The sequence below is a fragment of the Paenarthrobacter sp. PPS72 genome (assembly GCF_048537125.1).
In the GTDB taxonomy this organism is placed as follows: Bacteria; Actinomycetota; Actinomycetes; order Actinomycetales; family Micrococcaceae; genus Arthrobacter; species Arthrobacter nitroguajacolicus_E.
Window position 1 is genome coordinate 48,555 of the sequence record NZ_JBLYIE010000038.1, and the last position, 19,955, is coordinate 68,509.

The window sequence follows — 19,955 nt, forward strand, 5'->3', positions numbered from 1 at the left end:
ACCTCGCCTAGTCTGTCTGGCTAGAAGCTGCCGGAGTCTCCGCCGCCAAAGTCCCCTCCGCCGCCGCCAAAGTCGCCTCCGCCGCCACCGGAGTCACCGCCGAAGAAGCCGCCGCCACCGCCGTCGTTGCCGCCGCCCCAGCCGCCTCCTCCGCCGTTCAGGATGGAGTTGATGAGAATGCCGCCGAGGATGGCACCTCCAAGACCGCCTCCGCCGCCACCCCCGCTGAACATTCCGCCCCGTCCGTATCCTTGGTCGGCGTAGCCGAACTGGTCGACGTCGGACTGCGCGAGTTGCGCGGCCTGCGCGGCCAGCGAATGCGCCTGCTGGGCGTAGGTCAGTGCAGTGACGGGATCATTGCGGGAGATGGAGAGCGCATAGTCAAGGTTGCGCTGAGCCTCCGCCAACCTCGTCCTGGCTTCTGTACCCACCCCGCCGCGACGTGCCGTGATGTAATCCGAGGTGGCGCTGATCTGTGCCTGTGCGGCCATGATTGTCTGCTGTAGCGAGGCCTGGGCCCGGCGGGCCTGTTCCTGCTGATCGCGGATGCCGGACAATGACTGATCGAGCGCCTGATGGGCTGACTCAACGCGGCTCAACGTCGCAATGGGATCGATCTTTCCGCCTTGTATCTCAGTCTTCACCTGCGCCAAGGCGGCTTCCACACCGGCTACGGGACCGGCGAGCTCAGGGTGGTCACCGGACTGGATCATCGCCCGGGCTTGAGCAAGGTCCTGGCTGGTCTCTGCCACGGCGCCTTCCAGGGAGGTGCGGGCCTCATCAAGGCTGCCCGCAGTCTTGGAGATGGCATCGATCAGCACATTGGTCTGGTGCAGGCTTTCCTCTGCAGCACGGACTGCCACGGCAGCCAGGCTGTTCTCGCCGGTTGCCAACTTCTCCTGCGCGGCGGTGACGGCGTTCTGCACGAATGCAAGCCGCTCCTTGGCTTGGAGAATGTTGTCTGAGACCTGTGTCAACGCGGATTCGGCGTACTTGACGCGCAAACCTTCGAGGGACTGCTCTGCGCTGGCGATTTTTGCATCGGCATCCTTCGCTCCCGCAGTTACGGCTGCCAAGGCTTGCGGAGCATTCTTTTCAAGCTCGCGCAACGAGTCGAAATCAGCCTTCTGGTCGCGCAGTGATGCCAGGGCCGCTTCAGAGCGGCGGATGATTTCGCCAAGCCAGCTCCGCTGCTGCTCTTCGGTATCAGGAATATGGTCATCCAGCTGCTGCTGCAGCTTGAAGGACTCCGTCATGTGGGCCTTGGCTTCTTCCAAGGCCTTGGTGAAGTTGCCAATCGCAGAATCGCCATACTGCGCCTGGGCAAAGCCGAGCTCCTGCTCGCTGGACTTGATGGCGTCGTCCGCCTCGATCAACAGCGAACCGCTCTTCTGGCGTAGTTCCGGAATGCTAAGACCTGCCAAAGGATCAAGTTGCTCCCCCTGCGGTCCGTAGCTGGCGCTGACGGCCTTGGTGCTGCCCTTCTTGCGGCGGTTTCGGAGATAGAGGTACGTGCCGGCCCCTCCGGCTGCTACGACGCCAACCCCGACGAGGACTCCGACGCCGGCGTTCCCACTTGGCACTGTTCCGCTGCCTCCACCGGCGGCGTCACCGATAGCAGCGGCCGTATCAATGGCTGCTTGCGCAAAGTCCTTCTTGCCACCCGCTACGTTGGCCGTCACAGCGTTTTGCATGATGCTTGACTGCTTGGAGTAGATCGAACTCCCGGAATTCAAGGCAAAGGTGTATTGGCCGGAAGCAGCAATTGCCAAAATGGCATCTGCCTTACCCATTCGCTTATTGTTGGCGACGGCCTCAGCCCAATCGGCAGGATCGGTAGGATTCTCGAACTTGTCCACCGTAACCACGTACAAGTTGTACTTGTGATCCTTGAGGGTCTTTTGGATGGCTTCCTGGACTTCGCCTTTTCGGCCACCCAGGAGGTTGGCGTCGTCCACGATGTTCTGGCCGGACGGAATGGTCACCGGGTCGGCGGCCCAAGCGGCGGTGGCCGGAAGGGCCAACATTCCGGCAAGGCCGATCACGGCGAGTACGCGTTTAACTATTGACCGCATGTGCAACCCTTCAGCACGTCTGCGACTGGAACAAGGCGTACCAATCGTTACAGAATGCTCAGCGCCCCCACGCATGATGTAAAGCCGCAGGTCGCTGTGGCAATTCCTCTTGATTCTATGGTGCACCCCTTGGACCGTCCACAGGGGTGAATATGCCACCAGCGAAATATAGGAGAGCGCTGCATTGTTGTCCCGTTGAGGCCTTCTTGAAGCGTCGGCGAAAAGGGGCGACCACCTTTCAGGAAGCTCCCAGCGAACGTCCGCTTTTGTTCCAGTAATTGGGTACATAGTTGTTGGAGACGAGGACGAAAGGAAGACCCATGACGGAGAACCCAGCGCAGGGCACCGCACCAGAGAACCGCGAGCCATCCGAGCCGCGGAAAGCCACTGGCGAGCAGGCCGCCGCTACCCAGCAGCAGCCCGCCTGGACGTCAGGGCAAGAAGGTGAAGCTGCAAAAGCTGAACACCCCACCACTCCTCTGCCGGCCTACCGGACGCCAACAGCGTCACAGCAGCCGCCAGCGGCCCGGCCGCAGCAGCCCCAGTACTATGGCGCCCCCCAGCAGCATGATCCCGGTCACCGTCCCAGCTACCCTCAGCACCAGCCGTTCTATGGTGGCTCAAGCCAGGGGGCAAATGGACCGGGGGCCAATGGGCATGGCGGTTCCGGGTTTCAGAACGGACCCCACGACGCCCAAGGCCACAACAGCCCCGGTATGCAGCAGGCGCCCGGTCATTCGTCAGCGGTAACCACCAAGCGCAAGCCGGCATTCGGTGTTGGGACCCTGGTGGCGAGCATGCTCGCGGCCGGCCTGATTGGCGGGGGTGTAGTGGCGGGGAGTAACGCGCTGTGGGAAGGTCCCGAACCTGCTGCTTCATCGGGCGGGCAGTCCAGCACGCTCATCGTGAACAACAAAGACGACGTCAACGTGATTACCGCCGCGGCAGCCAAGGCGTCGCCCAGTGTGGTGACCATTAAGGCGACCAACGGCAATGAGGGCGGCACGGGTTCGGGCATCATCCTCAACGACCAAGGTCACATCCTCACCAACAACCACGTCGTAACGCTGGACGGTGCCACCGCCAACGCCGCCATCGAGGTCCGCACCAACGATGGACGGGTCCTCAAGGCCACGGTGGTTGGCACTGACCCGTTGTCTGACCTTGCCGTCATCAAGGTGAGCGACGCATCGGGCCTCGTTCCGGCAACGCTCGGTGACTCGTCCAAAATCAACGTGGGGGACACCGCCGTCGCCATCGGCTCTCCACTGGGCCTCACCGGCACTGTGACGGACGGCATCGTCTCCACCCTCAACCGCACTATCAGCGTCGCGTCATCTGCGGTGCCGGAAGGTACGCCGGATGAGAGTCAAGGGGGCGACGAGGGATTCCAGTTTGCACCACCGAACGGTGGCCAGAACCAAAGAGCAGCCAACGAAGGCTCGATCGCAATTAACGTCATCCAGACCGATGCCGCTATCAATCCGGGCAACTCCGGTGGTGCGCTGGTGAACAGCAAGGGCGAAGTTGTAGGCGTCAATGTTGCTATCGCTTCCGCGGGCAGCGGAACCTCCGACTCGTCCAGCGGCAACATCGGCGTTGGATTCAGTGTCCCCATCAACCATGCCAAGCGCGTTGCACAGGAGATCATCGACACCGGCAAGGCAAGCCACGGACAGTTCGGTGTGTCCGTTCGTTCGAAGTCCTCGACGGGCAATGATTCAGGCTTCTCCGTTGGTGCCGAGGTCGCCTCTGTGACATCGGGCTCGGCGGCTGCCAAAGCCGGACTCAAAGTTGGCGATGTCGTCACCAAGTTCGGCAACTATACGGTGAGCGACCCCAACCAGCTGACTGCGGCAGTTCGCGAACAGCCCGCCGGCGCCAAGGTTAAGGTCACCATTCAGCGCGGTGGCCAGACGCAAGAGGTCGAGGTCACCCTCGACGCAGCGCAGCAGTAGGCAAGAACAACGCACGACGGCGGGTGGCACCTCACGGGTGTCGCCCGCCGTTTGCTGTCCCATCACGTGAACGGCAAACGAGAAGCATCGCGCGTAGCTGAAACAGGGCTTAACGCTGGGACTGGTTTTCTGCGGGCAATATGCTTAGCTAGGACGAGCCCACGCGCTGGGCAATTCACGGCCACGCTGCTGCGTTTGGCCGTCCACAAGCATGGAAGGCTGCTTCGAAGACAGTGGAAGAGACATTGAAGATTGTCGTTCTGGTCAAGCACGTCCCGGACGCCCAGTTCGACCGGCACATCACCGGCCCTGGCAACACAACCGACCGTGACGAGAGCATCTTGTCCGAACTGGACGAGTACGCCCTCGAGGCAGCGCTCCAACTGGCGGAGGAGCGTGGCGGCCCGAAAGCCGGAAATGAGGTCATTGCCTTGAGCATGGGCCCGTCGGGTGCGGTCAATGCTGTGAAGAAGTCACTCCAGATCGGCGCGTATTCCGGTGTCCACCTCAGCGACGATGCTTTGGCTGGTTCCGATGCCGCCGCCACATCACTGGCACTTGCCGCAGCCATTCGCTACATCTCGGCTGATGGTCGTCCGGTGGACCTGGTCCTGACAGGCATGGCCTCCACCGACGGTGAGACCTCGCTCATCCCGGCTCAGCTTGCCGAGCGTTTATCGTTCCCGCAGGTCACCTTTGCTTCCAGCCTCGAGATTGCGGGCAACCAGGTCACGGCCCGCCGTGATGCCGGCGCTTTCTCTGAGACGGTCGAAGCGCAGCTGCCCGCAGTTGTATCGGTTACCGACCAGATCAACGAGCCGCGCTACCCCAACTTCAAGGGCATCCTGGCGGCCAAAAAGAAGAAGATCGCATCCTTGTCCCTGGCCGATATCGGTGTAGACGCCTCCCAGGTGGGCTTGGCCGGCTCTTGGACTGTAGTGGAGTCCGCCGAGGCTCGCCCGCCGCGGACAGCAGGGACCATCATCACCGACGACGGCGACGCCGGCATCAAGCTGGTCGATTTCCTCGCCGCACAGAAGCTGCTCTAAAGGGGACTGCAACCATGGCAAATGCACTTGTTTTCATTGACAACCCGGGAGCCGCTCTGAAGAAGAGCAGCCTGGAGCTCCTGACCATCGCCCGATCACTGGGGGAGACCGCCGTCGCGTTCACCGGGGAGCTGCACGACGACGTCGCCGCCACCTTGGGTGCGTACGGCGCCAGTATCGTCTACCGGCCGTCGGTGGACGACCTCGACAACTACCTGGTGGGGCCGAAGGCTGCCTACCTGGCTGCTGCTGCGGCATCGTCCGGAGCTAAGGCAGTCCTCCTGGACAACTCACCTGAGGGCAAGGAAATCGCGGGGCGGTTGGGGATCAAGCTCAATGCCGGTGTGATCACCGACGTCGTGGGTGTCGAAGCTGACGGTACTGCGCATAAGTCGGTCCTTGCAGGTTCCTACAACACCACTGCGAAGGCCACTACTCCGGTGACGGTTCTTTCGGTCAAAGCCAACAATGTAGAACCTGCGCCCGCTGGTGCTCCCGTTGCACCGGCCACCGCCACTGTTGAGGTTCCCGCCGAGGGCTTGGCGAACTCCGCACGGATCGCGGCTCGCGCGGAGAAGCCGGTCAGCGGGCGGCCTGACCTCAGCGAAGCAAGGATCGTCGTCGCCGGCGGCCGCGGCGTGGACGGCGACTTCGGCCCTCTCGAAGAGCTTGCCGACGCCTTGGGCGCGGCAGTTGGCGCATCACGAGCTGCAACGGACGCTGGTTGGATTGGCCACGACGCGCAGGTGGGCCAGACCGGGGTCACAGTATCACCGCAGTTGTACATTTCTGCCGGCATCTCCGGAGCCATCCAGCAGAAGGCTGGAATGCAGACCTCCAAGGTCATTGTGGCCATCAACAAGGACGCAGAATCGCCGGTGTTCGAGATCGCGGATTACGGCATCATCGGTGACCTGTTCAAGGTTCTCCCGCAGGCCACCGCGGAGATCAAGAAGCGGAAAGGCTGATCCCTTGTCCACTGACGCTACGTCAGCAAAGAGCCCGTTCGACGCCTCCAAAGAGCGCGTTGAGCGGGTGCTTTGTTTTACTGCCCACCCTGACGACATCGACTTTGGCGCTGCCGGGACCATCGCGGCTTGGACGGCAGCAGGCGTCGAGGTCAGCTATTGCATCATGACGGACGGCGACGCCGGCGGCTTTGATCCGGTGGACAGGGAACGGATCACCGAACTCCGCACGGAGGAGCAACAGCGGGCAGCGGCGCTCGTGGGAGTCACGGACATCCATTACCTGCATGAGCTTGATGGCTATCTTGAGCCGACACATGGCGTCATCAAGCAGGTTGTGAAGCTCATTCGCGAAATCCGCCCGGACATCGTGCTGACCATGCACCCGGAAAGGAACTGGGATCGCCTCCAGAAAAGCCACCCTGACCATCTCGCCGCCGGTGAAGCAGTAACCCGTGCGGTCTATCCCGCAGTGGAAAATCCCTTCGCCTACCCGGAGTTGGCCGCCCAGGGACTTGCCGCCTATAAGCTGCCGTGGTTGTGGTTTATCTCCAGCCCGGAGGCCAGGGAGAACCACTTTGTGGATGTCTCGGGTCAGGTGGACTCAAAGCTTGACGCCATCGGCGTCCATGCGAGCCAACATCCGGATATCCAGAGCATGGAGCGTGTGGTCCGAAGCATGATGTTGACCAATGGAGAACGTGCCGGCCTGCCTGCCGGGAGCAGTGCTGAGGCCTTCCACGTGGTGTCCGTCAACGGCTCAAGCACCATCGCCGGCTTCTGACATTGCCGACGTGTAACCCGTGTCATATGCTTGATCTCGGTTAAATCATATTTATTCGAGGAAGGCAGACTTTGATGGCGAAGACTGCGCAGCAACCTGTACTGGTGATTATGGGAGTCTCCGGTTCGGGCAAATCAACTGTAGCCGGCGTACTGGCAGGAAAACTTGGGTGGGATCTAGCCGAAGGCGATGACCTCCATCCTGAAGCGAACGTGGCAAAGATGCACTCGGGACAGGCCCTCAGCGATGAGGACCGCTGGCCTTGGCTGGGTATCATCTCGGATTGGATCCGAGCACGCGTGGACGCCGGAACCCCGGCGATCATCACCTGCTCTGCACTGAAAAAGAAGTACCGCGATGTGCTGCGAGGGGAAGGCGTTGTCTTCGTCTTCCTGCAGGGCAGCAAGGACAAGATCTCGGATCGACTTGCCTCCAGGCATGGACACTTCATGCCGCCGTCGCTCTTGGAATCGCAGTTCGATGCCCTTGAGGAACCAACCGAGGACGAGAACTACATCTCGTTGTGCGTTTCCGCGTCACCGGCCGAAGAAGCCGACGAAGTTATTGAACGCCTCGGTCTCCGGCCCCTCGGCGCCGGCCCCGAAGCGACCGCCTCGTGAAGGCCCTGGAAACAGCCACGCAGGTACAGGAGTGGACAGCGCACGACACGCAACTCCTTGTGGTGGCCGCGCTGGGCATTGCACTGATTGTGGTGCTGATCGCGAAGCTGAAGCTTCATCCGTTCCTGGCGCTGGTGCTGGGCTCGGCCTTTGTGGGCTTGGCGTCGGGCGTAGAACTGGGCAAGGTCATCACCAACTTCGAGGACGGCGTTGGAGGTGTCCTCAAGGAAGTCGGCTTGCTCATTGCTCTCGGAGCCATGCTCGGGAAACTGCTGGCTGATTCCGGAGGGGCAAACAGGGTGGTAGACACCCTCTTGGCCAAGGCCAGCGGCAACAAACTGGTGTGGATGATGACGCTCGTGGCTGTGATCATCGGCTTGCCGATGTTCTTCGAAATCGGGCTCGTCCTTTTGCTTCCGGTGATCGTCCTGGTAACGCAGCGGTCCAAGATGAAGCTGATGCGTATTGCCATCCCGGCGTTGGCTGGCCTGTCCGTGCTTCACGGGCTCGTACCACCCCACCCGGGTCCACTGATTGCCATCAGTGCAGTCAAAGCGGAACTGGGAACAACGCTCGGGCTGGGTATCCTGGTGGCTATCCCCACCGTCATTATCTGTGGCCCGCTCTTCTCGCGGTTGGCAGCCCGTTGGGTTCCTGTCGACGCGCCCGCCGTAGCCGGTGGCATCGACACCCGGCACGCAACTGACCTGAGCGAAGTCAAGCGCCAGCCGTCGTTCCTGGTGACACTGCTGACCATCATCTTCCCCGTGGTCCTCATGCTGTTGAAGGCCTTGGGCGGAATCATCTGGCCGGACCCTGAAACCGCACCCGCCATCCGGATCTTCTTCGACTTCGTGGGCCAGCCGCTGGTGGCCATGACCCTTGCCGTGCTCTTGGCCATAGTCACGTTCGGATACGCCGTAGGCTTCACGGGCAGCAGGATCACAGCCAAGTTGGGCGAAAGCCTGGGACCCATCGCGGCGATCCTCCTTATTGTGGGAGCCGGTGGCGGTTTCAAGCAGACCCTGATCGGTGCCGGAGTTGGCGATGCCGTCAAGAAATGGGCTGAAGGCGCCAACATGTCGGTCTTGGTGCTCGGTTTCATCGTGGCAGTGGCTCTCCGCCTGGCCACAGGCTCAGCCACCGTGGCGACCGTCACGGCGGCAGGCATTGTGGCACCTCTTGCCAGCAGCCTGAGCCCGACACACGCAGCTCTTCTGGCCTTGGCCATCGGTGCAGGATCCCTGTTCCTGTCCCACGTCAATGACGCCGGATTCTGGCTGGTCAAGGAGCTGTTCGGCCTTACCGTCGGGCAGACCTTCAAGACCTGGTCGGTGATGGAGACGCTGATTTCCCTGGTGGCCTTCGGCTTGGTGATGCTTCTATCGCTCGTGTTGTAGCTGCGGAAACAACCGTCAAAGGCGCGACGGCGGCCGTCCCCAAGGTGGGACGACCGCCGTCGCGCTTAAACTGATTGGAGTCAGGCGTTGAGCCCGACCACCAGGACAGGGTCCGTGGTGGGGGCGCGCGAACCGCCTGTGGGTTCCACTGTGATGGCTACCGACGAAGCTGAGGACAAGCCCTTCACAACGGCAGGCTTGGAAAGTGTCTCGGCATCCATGGTTCCCTGCGGTACAGGGGCTGAGCCGTCCTTGGGCAGGGTCCACAGCTGGTACACCTTGCCCTCGGGAGCGGGTGCAACACCATCCATCAGCACCACGAAGGAATCCCGGGCCGATGATGCGGAGATGGTGGCTGTACCACCGCCGGGAACCGGCGCGGACTTCTTCTGCACATCCTGGGCCTGCAGAACCTGGTTGACGGGATCGTTCTGGCTAGAAACGTAGGCGCCCACTCCGATGCCACCGAGTGCAATCGCGGCTGCTGCGGCCGCGCCTGCGATCCATCTCCGTGCGCCACCGGCGCGGGTTCGTTCTTCGCGTTTAGCCTTGGCAGCTGCGAGGTCGTCGACGGCGGGACTCACTACCGGCGGCGCGGCCGGCTCAGCCGGTGGCTGGGTGGCAGCATTCGTGGTGATGCGTTCCATGATGTTGTCGAAGAGCCCAGCCGGCGGTGCCTCGTCAGGGGCGAAGCTGACTGCGAGAGTCTCGCGGGCTTCGCGGACCCGATCCAGGAACTCAGAAGCTTCGGGAGCGTCCTTGATGTAGTCATCGATCATGGCCCGTTCGTCGTCACTCACGGCGTCCAAGGCATAGATTTCCGCCAGTTCGAGAACCCGGCCCTCAGCGAGATCTGTAGCGATGTCGTTGGCGAACATTCTGCGGATAAATCCTCCACTGGTGTTTTCACTCATATCAACCCACCCCCAAGCAGGTTTTCAGGCGTAATAGCCCATCGCGGATGCGGGATTTGATGGTCGGAACAGCGGCACCAAGATGCTCGGCGACTTCCCGGTAGGTCAGCCCGCCGTAATAGGCGAGGCGAACTGATTCGCGCTGCGTGTCCGTGAGCGTCCCCAGACAGCGGCTGACAGCCTCGGCCTCCAAGTTGGTGTCGGCTTCTTCAGCCACCAGGTCCCGGTCCGGGTCCTGGCTCGCTGCCCCGTATCTGGCCTCGCGGTCGGTCGCCGCTTGTACGGCACGAACACGGTCAATGGCCCGCCGGTGGGCGATGGTCATGAGCCAGGCCAGCGGGCTTCCCGCGGACCGGTCAAACTTTGCAGCCCCCTGCCAGACCTGGATATAGACCTCTTGGGTGGCGTCCTCACTGAGGTCAGGGTCTAAAAGGACGCGCCTGGCCATGCCGAAGACGCGCCGGGAAGTCAGTTGGTAGAACTCGGCGAAGGCCTGCTGGTCGCCGGCTGCCACGAGTGCGAGCAAGCCAGCCAGCTGCGAATTCAGATCAGTCGCAGAGCCGGTAGCTTCGAAGACCGGGGGGCCGGGGTTGTTGGGGATGTCCATCACCGTCCAGCATATGTCGTCCCGTTTGAAACCGGCAGCATAACGGGATTGTGATGAAGGCGCGGCGGTGCAGCGGCTGGCCGTCATCACCCTGGTCTGCAGCGCGCTCACGTATGCTCCCTCAATGAATATCCAAGGCAGGAATTGTCCTGCATAAGGTATTCGGTTCTGCGGCGCCGTTGGATGGGCTACACCTTGGCGCCGGCAAATCCGTTCTGCCGCCAGGCTTCAAAGACGGCGATTGAAGCAGCATTGGCAAGGTTGAGCGAGCGAAGGGACGGCCTCATGGGAAGTCGGACACGTGCGGTAACGTGCGGATCCTGTTTGAGCCAATCCGGCAGTCCCACCGATTCGGGACCGAACATCAGGACGTCGCCCTCGCGGTAGCTGATGTCGGTGTAGGAGGTCTCACCGTCGGAGGTGTAGGCGAAAACCCGTTCCGGCCGGAGTGCGGCCCAGGCGGCTTCGATGTCTTTGTGGACAGTTACTACGGCGAGATCGTGGTAATCGAGACCGGCGCGACGCAGCTTCGCATCGGAAAAATCAAAGCCGAGGGGCTCCACCAAGTGGAGCTCGGCCCCCGTGATGGCGGCCAATCGGATGGCGTTGCCCGTATTGCCCGGGATTTCTGGAGTGTGGAAGAGGATGCGGAACACTGTCCCATCTTAGTCAGCCACATGTCGGCCAGGCGCCCCTGCAGGTGCGGCAGGTGCAGTATGGCGGGTCAAGGACTTAGTGCATACCGCGAAGCAGGCGCGCCAGGACAGGAACCACCACGGTGTTTGGAGCCGGCCCTGAGCTCAGGAATTGTTTGAGTCCCCTCACCAGCCCCGCAGCATTGACAACTTCCATGGCGTTGTGGCTGGACTGGCCCTTGCCGTACTGGTCGATCACAGGTTCGTGGAGATTACCGTCAGGACTGTGCAGAACTACCCAGCCGGTGACGTTGAGTTCGGGGAAGAGGTCCTGCATGTGACGGACGATGTGGGCGAGTTGCGGAGGGGCTACGGAACGCCCGCCATGCCGCAGCGAATGGCCATCCCATGCGTAGGCGCCCTTGGGCAGCAGCATGGAACCGACCAACGCCAGCCGGTAGCCGGAAAGGACGGCGTGGTCGATGTGGTTGTTGTCCGACGGCGAGCGCAGCCCGTTGATCAGCCGGGCAGCGGGTATGGCGGTCAGGACCTGCCGGCTGATGAGCTGTACGGTTCGCATCTCGCGTTGGATGCGGGCCTCGGCACCAAAGATGCCCCGTTTGCGCGGGACACCGTGGACCTGCTGCGCCGCTTCCGCCGCTGAAATGAGTGGGACCTCGTTGGGATCGTTAAAGTCGGGAACATAGACAGGGGGATCGCCCGCCGTGTTGCGCTGGGCTTGGGGGCGCTTGACGTTTGTAGTAGCGGAGGGACCCGGCGCGGCAGCGCCTGTGTAGTCTCCCGGCCGGGGTTGGCTCACCCCTGACGCTCCACGGGCGTACCTTCGGTCATATTCGGCCCTGCGTTGGGGGTCAATCAGGGTTTCGTACGCGAGTGTCACGCGCCGGAACATCTCCGCTTCTCCACCGTGATCGGGGTGGGCCTTCCGGGCAGCCTTGCGGTAGGCCACTTTGATCTCCTTGTCCGTAGCGGTGACGGAAACGCGGAGAACCTGATAGTGCGAACTGCTGCCCTCGGCCAAGCACGGGCCCTTCTCTGCGATGACGGTGCGCTTCTTAGGAGGCGCGGTACAGGCAAGTTTATCCAGCCACAATGTGAACGTCGGTAACGGGGCGCGTGGTTCCCGCTGGCATAATTCACGCTGTGAATCCTTCGGCGGCCGAGAACCCCTTCAGCATGCCGAAAATAATTGCCGTGGCGATCAACCCCGCTGCTTCATTCGGGCGAGGGCGCAATGCCGGGCACCAAGCCGTGGGTTTCCTCCGCGCCGTCGGCCTGAACGTCGTCGTACTTGAAACGGCCAGTTATGACGCACTTCGGACGTCGGTGGATGCGAGCTTGGAAGCCGGTGTGGACGCTTTGGTGGTGGTGGGTGGCGACGGCATGGTCCACTTGGGTGTCAATGCGCTGGCCGGGCTGGACATTCCCCTGGGTATTGTTCCCGGAGGAACAGGCAATGATGTGGCGAGGCTGCTGGGTTTGCCACTGAACGATATTGAGGCCGCATGCCGACGCCTGCTGCTTGGGCTGGAAACTGGCGGGCGCAGGATCGATGCGGGCAGGGTCACCGCGGGTGGTAAGACCACGTACTTTGCCGGGGTCCTTTCCGCAGGCTTTGACGCTGCGGTCAACGAACGGGCCAATTCCTGGCGGTGGCCTCGCGGGAGGAGCCGCTACAACCTGGCGATGCTCAGGGAGCTGGGCTCCTTCCGGCGGATTACGTACACCGTCACTGCCGACGACGAGACCTGGCATCAACCCGCTTTGCTTATTTCGGTGGCTAACGGTCAGTTCATAGGCGGTGGCATGAGAATTGCTCCCGATTCGCTGCCCGACGACGGGTGGTTGGACTTGTTTGTGGTGAAGCCTTTGTCCCGGCTCCGTTTCCTGGCCGTGTTTCCCAAGGTTTTCGCGGGGAAGCACACGAGCCATCCCGCCGTGGAGATCAGGCGTGTCCGGAAGGTGCAGTTGGAGGCCGACGGCGTAGTGGCATACGCCGACGGCGAGCGCATCGCTGAGTTGCCGGTCGTCGTCGACCTCATTCCCGCCGGCCTGCGGGTGCTTGCCTAGTTTGGTCGCGGGCTGACGGGGCCACTGTGCCGCAGGCGGCTAGACTCGATCGCGGCGATGTGCAGCGCGTTAGTGGGTGCCGGAATCAGGCGGCAAGACACAAGGAGACATAGTGGCGAACAACGTTCGACGACGACTGGCCGGCTTGGTTGCCACGGGAACAGCAGGCCTCCTGCTGGCTGGCTGCAGCGTCAACGTTCCGGATCCGGCAGCGCCGAAGCCGTCGCCTACGGTATCTACGCTTGCAACTCCCACCATTACCCCGGGGCACGATGCGGCCGCGGTGGCAGCGAAGGACCTGCCGCTCGCGGCAGGGGGTACTTTGGCGCCGGGGGAGCCTGTGACAGTTTCCATCCGGCTGGAGGAAGTCCCTGGCTGGTCAGTGGTTCATTCGGCCCTGCAGGGTGAGAACAGATACAAGAAGACGGACGGGTGCACGCTCGCGGTCCGGGTCAGCGTGAATCAGGGCCCGTTGGTTGTGGCCGGCGATGACGCCGCTTCCACCAAGGAGTTGTTCAATTATCTCAATGTCGGGGCATTGGACAGCCTGAAGCCGGCGTCATTGCGCTGGGGAGAGGACTCCGACAAGCCGCAGCGCAGTGTTGAGTTCCTCAGTCTGGAATCCTCGTCAGCATCAGGGGGTCAGCCAGCCCTTGTCTTGGCCAGGCTGTTCAGCGCCACGGCGTCGTCGGTGTACGCCTCCCTGGCATGCCCTGACACCACCACCTTGGCCCAAGCGCGCGCGGAGACCATGGCGCAGCTCGCTGTGGTGCCGCCGTCCTGAGCATGAGCGATCGGGCATGCGTGGTTGGGCATGCGTGGTTGGGCATTGCCGGGAGAGGCGACCATCGGCTAAAGCGGCAGCTCTTAATTTTAGAGATACCGTTGATGCATGGGTACCGTCGACCTCCCGTGGATCCGGAGAATCGCAGCAGTCGCGTCGTTAGGCGATGAGAACCGCCGCAGGCTGTATGAGTACGTGCTTGATGCCCGTGACGCCGTAGGTCGGGACGAAGCGGCCTTGGCTCTGGAGTTGCCCCGCAGTTCGGCCTCCTTCCACATGGACCGCTTGGTTCGCGACGGACTCCTGCAGGTCGAGTTTCGGAAGCCGCCCCACAAAACGGGTCCCGGATCCGGGCGGCCATCAAAGCTGTACAGGCCAGTAGCGGAAGAAATTGGCGTCTCCATCCCTGAGAGGAACTACGACCTCGCCGGCCACCTCATGGCAGCAGCCATCAAACGGGCTGAGATTGATGGTTCTCCGGTTGGACCAACCCTGCGTGAAGTCGCTGATGCCAAAGGAAGCGAGCTGGGAAGGCCCGGTGATTTCCTGGGTGCCCTTTCGGAACTCGGCTATGAACCCTCACCCGATGACTCCGGGGGATACCGGTTGCTCAACTGTCCGTTCCACCGTTTGTCGCGGGAGCACAAGGAAGTGGTGTGTGGCATGAACGGCGCGCTACTGGGCGGTGTGGCGGCAGCCTCCGGACTCAGAGCTGAGGAGGTGGTGCCGGATCCGGAGCATGGCCCTGGACACTGCTGTGCCCGCATCGCACTGATCGACAACGGCTCTCAAGCAACCGGCACCTGAACTGCCCGCCTTTGGCCGCATGGCTCCGCTGAAATTCCGGCGTCGGTAGAATTAGTAGGTGCCTGTATATCTGGACCATGCTGCAACCACGCCCCTGTCGGCCGAGGCGCTCGCCGTCATGACGCGCGAGCTGTCGCGGACCGGCAATCCTTCGTCGCTGCACGGCGCAGGACGCCGTGCGAGGCGGGCGGTGGAGGATGCCCGGGAGACGCTTGCCGCAGCAGCCGGGGCCCATCCATCCGAGGTCATTTTCACGTCCGGCGGGACGGAGGCGGACAACCTGGCAGTCAAGGGACTGTTCTGGGCCCGGCGCGACGAGAACCCAAGCCGGACCCGCATCCTTTGCTCCGCCGTCGAGCATCATGCGGTCATGGACGCCGTGGAATGGCTTGAGAAGCATGAAGGCGCGAATGTCGTGTGGCTTCCCGTGGACGGCGAGGGGAAGGTCCGGATTGACGTGGTCAGGCAGGAAATCGAACGGGATCCTGGTTCAGTAGCCTTAATCACCGTGATGTGGGCCAACAATGAGGTAGGCACCATCCAACCCGTTAAGGAGATCGTGGAGCTGGCGAAGCCGCATGGCATCCCTGTCCACTCCGATGCCGTCCAGGCTTTCGGTTCCATTCCCGTGGACTTTCGTGGCTCCGGACTTTCCGCAATGTCCGTCTCGGGACACAAGCTCGGTGGTCCCGTGGGGGTAGGTGCCCTCTTCCTTGGCAGGGCTGTGAAGTTGACGCCGGTGCAGCACGGCGGCGGCCAGGAACGCGATGTACGTTCGGGAACGTTGGACACTCCGGCAATCGCGGCGTTTGCCGCAGCCGCGGAGGCTGTCACGGCAAACCTGGTGAGTGAACAGGAACGTCTCAGTTTGTTGCGCGACCGCCTTATCCGCGGAATACACGAATCGGTTAAGGACGCAGTACTCAGGGGCGCGCCCGGCGAAGGTCGGCTGCCGGGCAACGCCCACTTCACCTTTCCTGGCTGTGAAGGGGACTCATTGCTCTTTCTCCTGGACCTGGCCGGCGTCGAGTCCTCCACTGGCTCTGCCTGTACCGCAGGGGTGCCCCGGCCTTCGCACGTCCTCCTGGCCATGGGCCTCGACGAGGACACTGCCCGCGGTGCCCAGCGATTTACCCTGGGCCATAGTTCCACCGATGAAGATGTGGATGCGCTACTGAAGGCGCTTCCCGAGGCATGCCTTCGGGCCCGGCAGGCCGGAATGGCCGGTCATGAATCCAGCATCCAGACAGCGGCCACCGAAGCCCGCTAGTTGTACTGCCCAAGGAGCCAGGCGGGCAATAGCTGGTCCAGTGGTGCCTCGGGGTTCGTCAGCTCCGCCACATTTACCGGGACGCGAGCCGAGATCAAGGTCTTGATGGATTTCCGGAGGTCAAGGAGGGAAAGCACGAGTATTCCATGCTCAGGCTGAACTGGTCCGTGTAGAAGTACGGGACCACATCCAGCCGAGCCTCCAGTCCCATCATCGACCTTGCGGCTACCTTGCCTCCGTTGAGCGCGTTGGCCCAATGTTCGCTGCGATGATGCTCGCCGGTAAAGGGATGGAGTGCGTTGGCGACGTCGCCTGCAGCAAGCAGATCCGGTGCGCTGGACCTTAATCCGGCATCCACCAATATTCCGTTCCGTACTTCAAGCCCCGCGGCTACGGCCAGCGCCGTGTCCGGTATGACGCCGATAGCGATGATCACGACGTCGGCGGGAAGCGTTTCGCCGGTATCGGTGCGGACCGCCGTTGCCTTGCCGTCCAGTCCCTCAATTCCGGCAGCGCTTGCCGGGAGGCGGAAACTGACACCTTGGTCCTCATGGAGCCGTTTGAAGTACGTGCCAAGTTCAGGTCCGATAGCACCCCGTCAAGGTCCGCGCCGCTAAGTGGGATTGTACGGGGCCGGGCTCCTGTGGCCAGCAGTAGTTTTGTGTAGGGGAAGATTTGGCCGTTAGCCAGCGTCACCGCGCGTTGCTTCGGGTCTATCCGGCTGGCAGGACTTCCGAGGACAAGATCGACGTTGTTCTCCCCGTACCAGGCGCCGCGTGCCACCAGGGCAGAGTCCGCGTCGGCTTTACCCAAGAGGACATTCTTGGAAAGACTTTAGAAGCCAAGGGTGGGGCAGTCAAGGGTTTTTAGGGCAGACGCGGCACCGGGGCTAGAATAGATGGGCACGTCGGCTGTTGCCAGCCGGATCAGTTGCTTCAATCCCCACAGACACGGAAAGCAGCATGCGAGTACTTGCAGCAATGAGCGGCGGAGTTGACTCCGCCGTGGCCGCGGCCCGGGCCGTCGAGGCCGGGCACGACGTCGTCGGAGTCCACCTTGCGTTGTCGCGCATGCCCGGGACCCTGCGCACAGGAAGCCGGGGCTGTTGCACCATCGAAGACTCACGCGATGCTTGGCGTGCGTGCGACGTCCTCGGTATTCCCTACTACGTGTGGGACTTCTCGGAGCGTTTCAAGGAAGATGTCGTCCAGGACTTCATCGATGAGTACGCCGCAGGCCGGACGCCTAACCCCTGCATGCGGTGCAACGAGCGAATCAAGTTCGCCGCCCTTCTGGAAAAGGCCATTGCGCTGGGCTTCGACGCCGTATGCACAGGGCACTACGCCAAGGTTATTGAAGACGCCGACGGCAACCGGGAACTCCACCGTGCCGCCGATTGGGCCAAGGACCAGAGCTACGTTCTCGGAGTCCTGACCCACGAACAACTCAAGCATTCCATGTTCCCGCTGGCGGACACCCCGTCCAAGGCCGAGGTGCGTGCTGAAGCTGAGCGCCGCGGACTGTCCGTGGCCAACAAGCCGGACAGCCATGACATTTGCTTTATTTCCGACGGCGACACCCGCGGATGGCTTGCCGAGAAGATTGAGATGTCCACCGGCGATATCGTTGACGAAACGGGCGCCAAGGTTGGCGAGCATCCCGGCGCCAACGCGTTTACGGTGGGCCAGCGGCGCGGCCTGAAGCTGGGGACTCCCGCATCGGACGGCAAGCCCCGGTTTGTCCTGGAAATCCGTCCCAAGGAAAACAAGGTGGTAGTAGGACCGGAAGCCTTGCTTGCGATCGATGAGATTCGCGGTATCAAGGTTTCCTGGGCCGGCTTGCCCATTTCCGAAGTTTCCACCGGCGCTGAGTTCGACTGTCACGCCCAGGTCCGGGCCCACGGCGACCCCGTTCCGGCGATCGCGCGCGTGGAGGCGGTTGCTGACGAATCCGGGGTGGAGCGTGCCCAACTCGTTGTTACTTTGACGGATCCCCTGAGGGGTGTGGCCCCAGGCCAGACTGTCGTTCTCTATCAGGGCAGCCGTGTCCTGGGGCAGGCAACCATCGATGCCGCCCGTTCACTTCAGCGGGAAGCCCTCTAGGCGCTCGCGCCGATACGGTGAAACCTACTGGAAAGTAAATTTTGTGTCTCGAATCACAAAATGAAGGGTTCGCGGCCTTCGAAGTCTGATTGAATCGTGGAATCAAGTGTGTGCGCCGTCACAAATATCCCTCGGCGGCGCGCCGAATCCATCGAACAGAAGGTTCACCAGATGGCAATGAACAAGAAGGCCCTGCACGGCGTTATCGCGCTGGCGGGCATCTCCGCGCTCGCCCTGACGGCATGCACGGGACCCTCCGGCGGCGGCTCATCATCCGCCCCGGCTGCCGCGGGCCCCATCGCTTACGGCACTACTGACAAAGTCACGTCGCTGGATCCCGCGGGATCCTATGACAACGGTTCTTTTATGGTGATGAACCAGGTTTACTCATTTCTGCTGAATTCCAAGCCCGGCGGTGCTGAACCTGTTCCTGACCTTGCAGAATCGTCGTCGTTCACGGCGCCCTCCGAATACACCGTCAAGCTCAAGTCCGGACTCAAGTGGGCCAACGGGCACACTTTGGACTCCAAGGACGTCAAGCATTCCTTCGACCGGCAAGTCGCGATCAACGATCCTGCCGGACCTGCCTCGTTGCTGACCAATATCGAGAGCGTCACTACGCCCGATGCCACCACGGTGGTGTTCAAACTGAAGAACGCCAACGACCAAACGTTCAGCCAGATCCTCAGCAGCCCTGCCGCGCCGATCGTGGACGATGAAGTCTTCCCGGCCGACAAGATTCTTTCGGACGACGAGATCATCAAGGCCAACGCGTTCCACGGCCAGTACACGATTGATAGTTACAAGAAGAACGAACTTGTCAGCTTCAAGGCCTTCTCCGACTATCAAGGCGTTCTTGGTAAGCCCGCCAACGATGCTGCCACCATCAAGTACTACGCCAGCCCCACCAACCTGAAGCTGGAAATCCAGCAAGGAGCCATTGACGTTGCCTTCCGCAGCCTGAGTGCCACGGACATCGACGACCTCCGCAAGGACTCCAAGGTCAAGGTCCTCACCGGACCCGGTGGCGAGATCCGCTACATCACCTTCAACTTCGACACCATGCCCTACGGAACAAAGGCCGCTGGTGCCGACCCTGCCAAGGCACTCGCCGTTCGCCAGGCCGTGGCCAACCTCGTTGACCGCCAGGCAATCGCTGACCAGGTTTACAAGGGCACCTACCTGCCCCTGTACTCCAACGTGCCGAGCGGATTCCTCGGGGCGAACGAGTCGTTCAAGGACGCCTATGGCGACGCCGGAAAGCCGAGCCTGGATAAAGCCAAGAAGGTCCTTAGCGATGCCGGAATTACGGAACCTGTCGCACTGAACCTGCAGTACAACCCGGATCACTATGGCGGATCCTCCGGCGATGAATACGCCATGGTCAAGGAGCAGCTGGAGAAGTCCGGCCTCTTCACCGTGAACCTGCAGTCCACGGAGTGGGTCACCTACAGCAAAGCCAGCCGTGCCGACGAGTACCCATTGTTCCAGTTTGGCTGGTTCCCGGACTTCAGCGATTCGGACAACTACCTCACTCCGTTCTTCCCGGAAGGCGGCTTCCTGAAGAACCACTACAACAATCCTGAAGTCAATGAACTGATCGCCAAGCAGCTGACGGATGCGGACAAGACCAGCCGCGAAGCTGCCATCAAGGATGTCCAGAATGCACTGGCCAAGGACATCTCCACCCTGCCCTTGCTGCAGGGTGCCCAAGTGGCGGTAGCGGGAAGCGGCGTGAACGGCGTCGAGAAAACGCTGGATCCGTCCTTCAAGTTCCGTCTCGGAGTAATTTCCAAGTAACCGCACCTTTGCGAAGTCAGGGGAGGCGGGACACTGATCCGGTGTCCCGCCTCCTTTGCTGACCGCCCACGTGGCCGGCACGCAAAAGACA

General features: G+C 62.0%; 18 protein-coding genes and 1 pseudogene. 12 read left to right on the forward strand and 7 right to left on the reverse strand.

The window, feature by feature from the left end:
- Positions 1 to 20: 20 nt before the first annotated feature.
- Complete coding sequence (locus tag ACLRGI_RS15470; protein ID WP_419202505.1) at positions 21 to 2,075, reverse strand: TPM domain-containing protein; 2,055 nt, start codon at positions 2,073 to 2,075, stop codon at positions 21 to 23.
- A 320-nt stretch (positions 2,076 to 2,395) separates the two neighbouring features.
- On the opposite strand from ACLRGI_RS15470, the gene ACLRGI_RS15475 reads away from it, so the two are divergent.
- The 6 genes from ACLRGI_RS15475 (at position 2,396) to ACLRGI_RS15500 (ending at position 8,854) form a co-directional block, all read left to right on the forward strand.
- Positions 2,396 to 4,033 carry a S1C family serine protease gene (locus ACLRGI_RS15475; RefSeq protein ID WP_419202506.1) on the forward strand — a complete coding sequence of 546 codons (1,638 nt, stop codon included), beginning with the start codon at positions 2,396 to 2,398 and terminating at the stop codon, positions 4,031 to 4,033.
- Between the two features lie 245 nt (positions 4,034 to 4,278).
- Positions 4,279 to 5,082, forward strand: coding sequence for an electron transfer flavoprotein subunit beta/FixA family protein (locus ACLRGI_RS15480; RefSeq protein WP_419202507.1), 804 nt, complete (start codon positions 4,279 to 4,281; stop codon positions 5,080 to 5,082).
- A 14-nt stretch (positions 5,083 to 5,096) separates the two neighbouring features.
- Positions 5,097 to 6,050 carry an electron transfer flavoprotein subunit alpha/FixB family protein gene (locus tag ACLRGI_RS15485; protein WP_419202508.1) on the forward strand — a complete coding sequence of 318 codons (954 nt, stop codon included), beginning with the start codon at positions 5,097 to 5,099 and terminating at the stop codon, positions 6,048 to 6,050.
- 4 nt (positions 6,051 to 6,054) lie between these two features.
- The gene (locus ACLRGI_RS15490) at positions 6,055 to 6,834 is read left to right on the forward strand and encodes a PIG-L deacetylase family protein (RefSeq protein WP_419202509.1); all 780 of its coding nucleotides are present in this window, start codon (positions 6,055 to 6,057) and stop codon (positions 6,832 to 6,834) included.
- Between the two features lie 74 nt (positions 6,835 to 6,908).
- On the forward strand, positions 6,909 to 7,454 hold the full coding sequence (locus tag ACLRGI_RS15495) for a gluconokinase (RefSeq protein ID WP_419202510.1): 546 nt from the start codon (positions 6,909 to 6,911) through the stop codon (positions 7,452 to 7,454).
- Positions 7,451 to 8,854: a GntT/GntP/DsdX family permease gene (locus ACLRGI_RS15500; RefSeq protein WP_419202511.1), complete on the forward strand. Its 1,404-nt coding sequence runs from the start codon at positions 7,451 to 7,453 to the stop codon at positions 8,852 to 8,854. The genes ACLRGI_RS15495 and ACLRGI_RS15500 overlap by 4 nt, the downstream gene beginning before the upstream one ends.
- 80 nt (positions 8,855 to 8,934) lie before the next feature.
- Here the strand turns inward: ACLRGI_RS15500 and ACLRGI_RS15505 are convergent, their stop codons facing one another.
- From ACLRGI_RS15505 to ACLRGI_RS15520, 4 genes are all read right to left on the reverse strand, one after another.
- Entirely contained in the window at positions 8,935 to 9,768 is an 834-nt protein-coding gene (locus tag ACLRGI_RS15505) for an anti-sigma factor (protein WP_419202512.1), read from the reverse strand.
- A gap of 1 nt (position 9,769) precedes the next feature.
- A complete protein-coding gene (gene sigK, locus ACLRGI_RS15510) occupies positions 9,770 to 10,375 on the reverse strand; it encodes an ECF RNA polymerase sigma factor SigK (protein WP_419202617.1) in 606 nt (201 codons plus the stop codon).
- Between the two features lie 188 nt (positions 10,376 to 10,563).
- Complete coding sequence (locus ACLRGI_RS15515; RefSeq protein WP_419202513.1) at positions 10,564 to 11,031, reverse strand: tRNA (cytidine(34)-2'-O)-methyltransferase; 468 nt, start codon at positions 11,029 to 11,031, stop codon at positions 10,564 to 10,566.
- A 76-nt stretch (positions 11,032 to 11,107) separates the two neighbouring features.
- Positions 11,108 to 12,052: a J domain-containing protein gene (locus tag ACLRGI_RS15520; RefSeq protein WP_419202514.1), complete on the reverse strand. Its 945-nt coding sequence runs from the start codon at positions 12,050 to 12,052 to the stop codon at positions 11,108 to 11,110.
- Positions 12,053 to 12,207: 155 nt separating this feature from the next.
- Between ACLRGI_RS15520 and ACLRGI_RS15525 the strand changes: the two genes are divergently transcribed.
- The 4 genes from ACLRGI_RS15525 to ACLRGI_RS15540 all read left to right on the forward strand — a co-directional run bounded on the left by ACLRGI_RS15525 (position 12,208) and on the right by ACLRGI_RS15540 (position 15,962).
- Positions 12,208 to 13,101 carry a diacylglycerol/lipid kinase family protein gene (locus tag ACLRGI_RS15525; protein ID WP_419202515.1) on the forward strand — a complete coding sequence of 298 codons (894 nt, stop codon included), beginning with the start codon at positions 12,208 to 12,210 and terminating at the stop codon, positions 13,099 to 13,101.
- Between the two features lie 112 nt (positions 13,102 to 13,213).
- Positions 13,214 to 13,885 (forward strand): hypothetical protein, encoded by a 672-nt coding sequence (locus ACLRGI_RS15530; RefSeq protein WP_419202516.1) that lies wholly within the window; start codon positions 13,214 to 13,216, stop codon positions 13,883 to 13,885.
- A 108-nt stretch (positions 13,886 to 13,993) separates the two neighbouring features.
- Entirely contained in the window at positions 13,994 to 14,692 is a 699-nt protein-coding gene (locus ACLRGI_RS15535) for a helix-turn-helix transcriptional regulator (protein WP_419202517.1), read from the forward strand.
- Positions 14,693 to 14,750: 58 nt separating this feature from the next.
- Positions 14,751 to 15,962 carry a cysteine desulfurase family protein gene (locus tag ACLRGI_RS15540; RefSeq protein WP_419202518.1) on the forward strand — a complete coding sequence of 404 codons (1,212 nt, stop codon included), beginning with the start codon at positions 14,751 to 14,753 and terminating at the stop codon, positions 15,960 to 15,962.
- Between the two features lie 94 nt (positions 15,963 to 16,056).
- Here ACLRGI_RS15540 and ACLRGI_RS15545 read toward each other — a convergent pair whose 3' ends face one another.
- Positions 16,057 to 16,551, reverse strand: a complete 495-nt coding sequence (locus ACLRGI_RS15545) for an FAD-dependent oxidoreductase (RefSeq protein ID WP_419202618.1) — start codon at positions 16,549 to 16,551, stop codon at positions 16,057 to 16,059.
- Positions 16,552 to 16,619: 68 nt separating this feature from the next.
- A pseudogene (locus ACLRGI_RS15550) lies at positions 16,620 to 16,745 on the reverse strand (hypothetical protein); the annotation flags it as partial.
- Positions 16,746 to 16,942: 197 nt separating this feature from the next.
- On the opposite strand from ACLRGI_RS15550, the gene mnmA reads away from it, so the two are divergent.
- Both mnmA and ACLRGI_RS15560 read left to right on the forward strand, forming a co-directional pair.
- Complete coding sequence (mnmA, locus tag ACLRGI_RS15555) at positions 16,943 to 18,064, forward strand: tRNA 2-thiouridine(34) synthase MnmA (RefSeq protein WP_419202619.1); 1,122 nt, start codon at positions 16,943 to 16,945, stop codon at positions 18,062 to 18,064.
- Positions 18,065 to 18,235: 171 nt separating this feature from the next.
- On the forward strand, positions 18,236 to 19,864 hold the full coding sequence (locus ACLRGI_RS15560; protein WP_419202519.1) for an ABC transporter substrate-binding protein: 1,629 nt from the start codon (positions 18,236 to 18,238) through the stop codon (positions 19,862 to 19,864).
- Positions 19,865 to 19,955 lie beyond the last annotated feature (91 nt).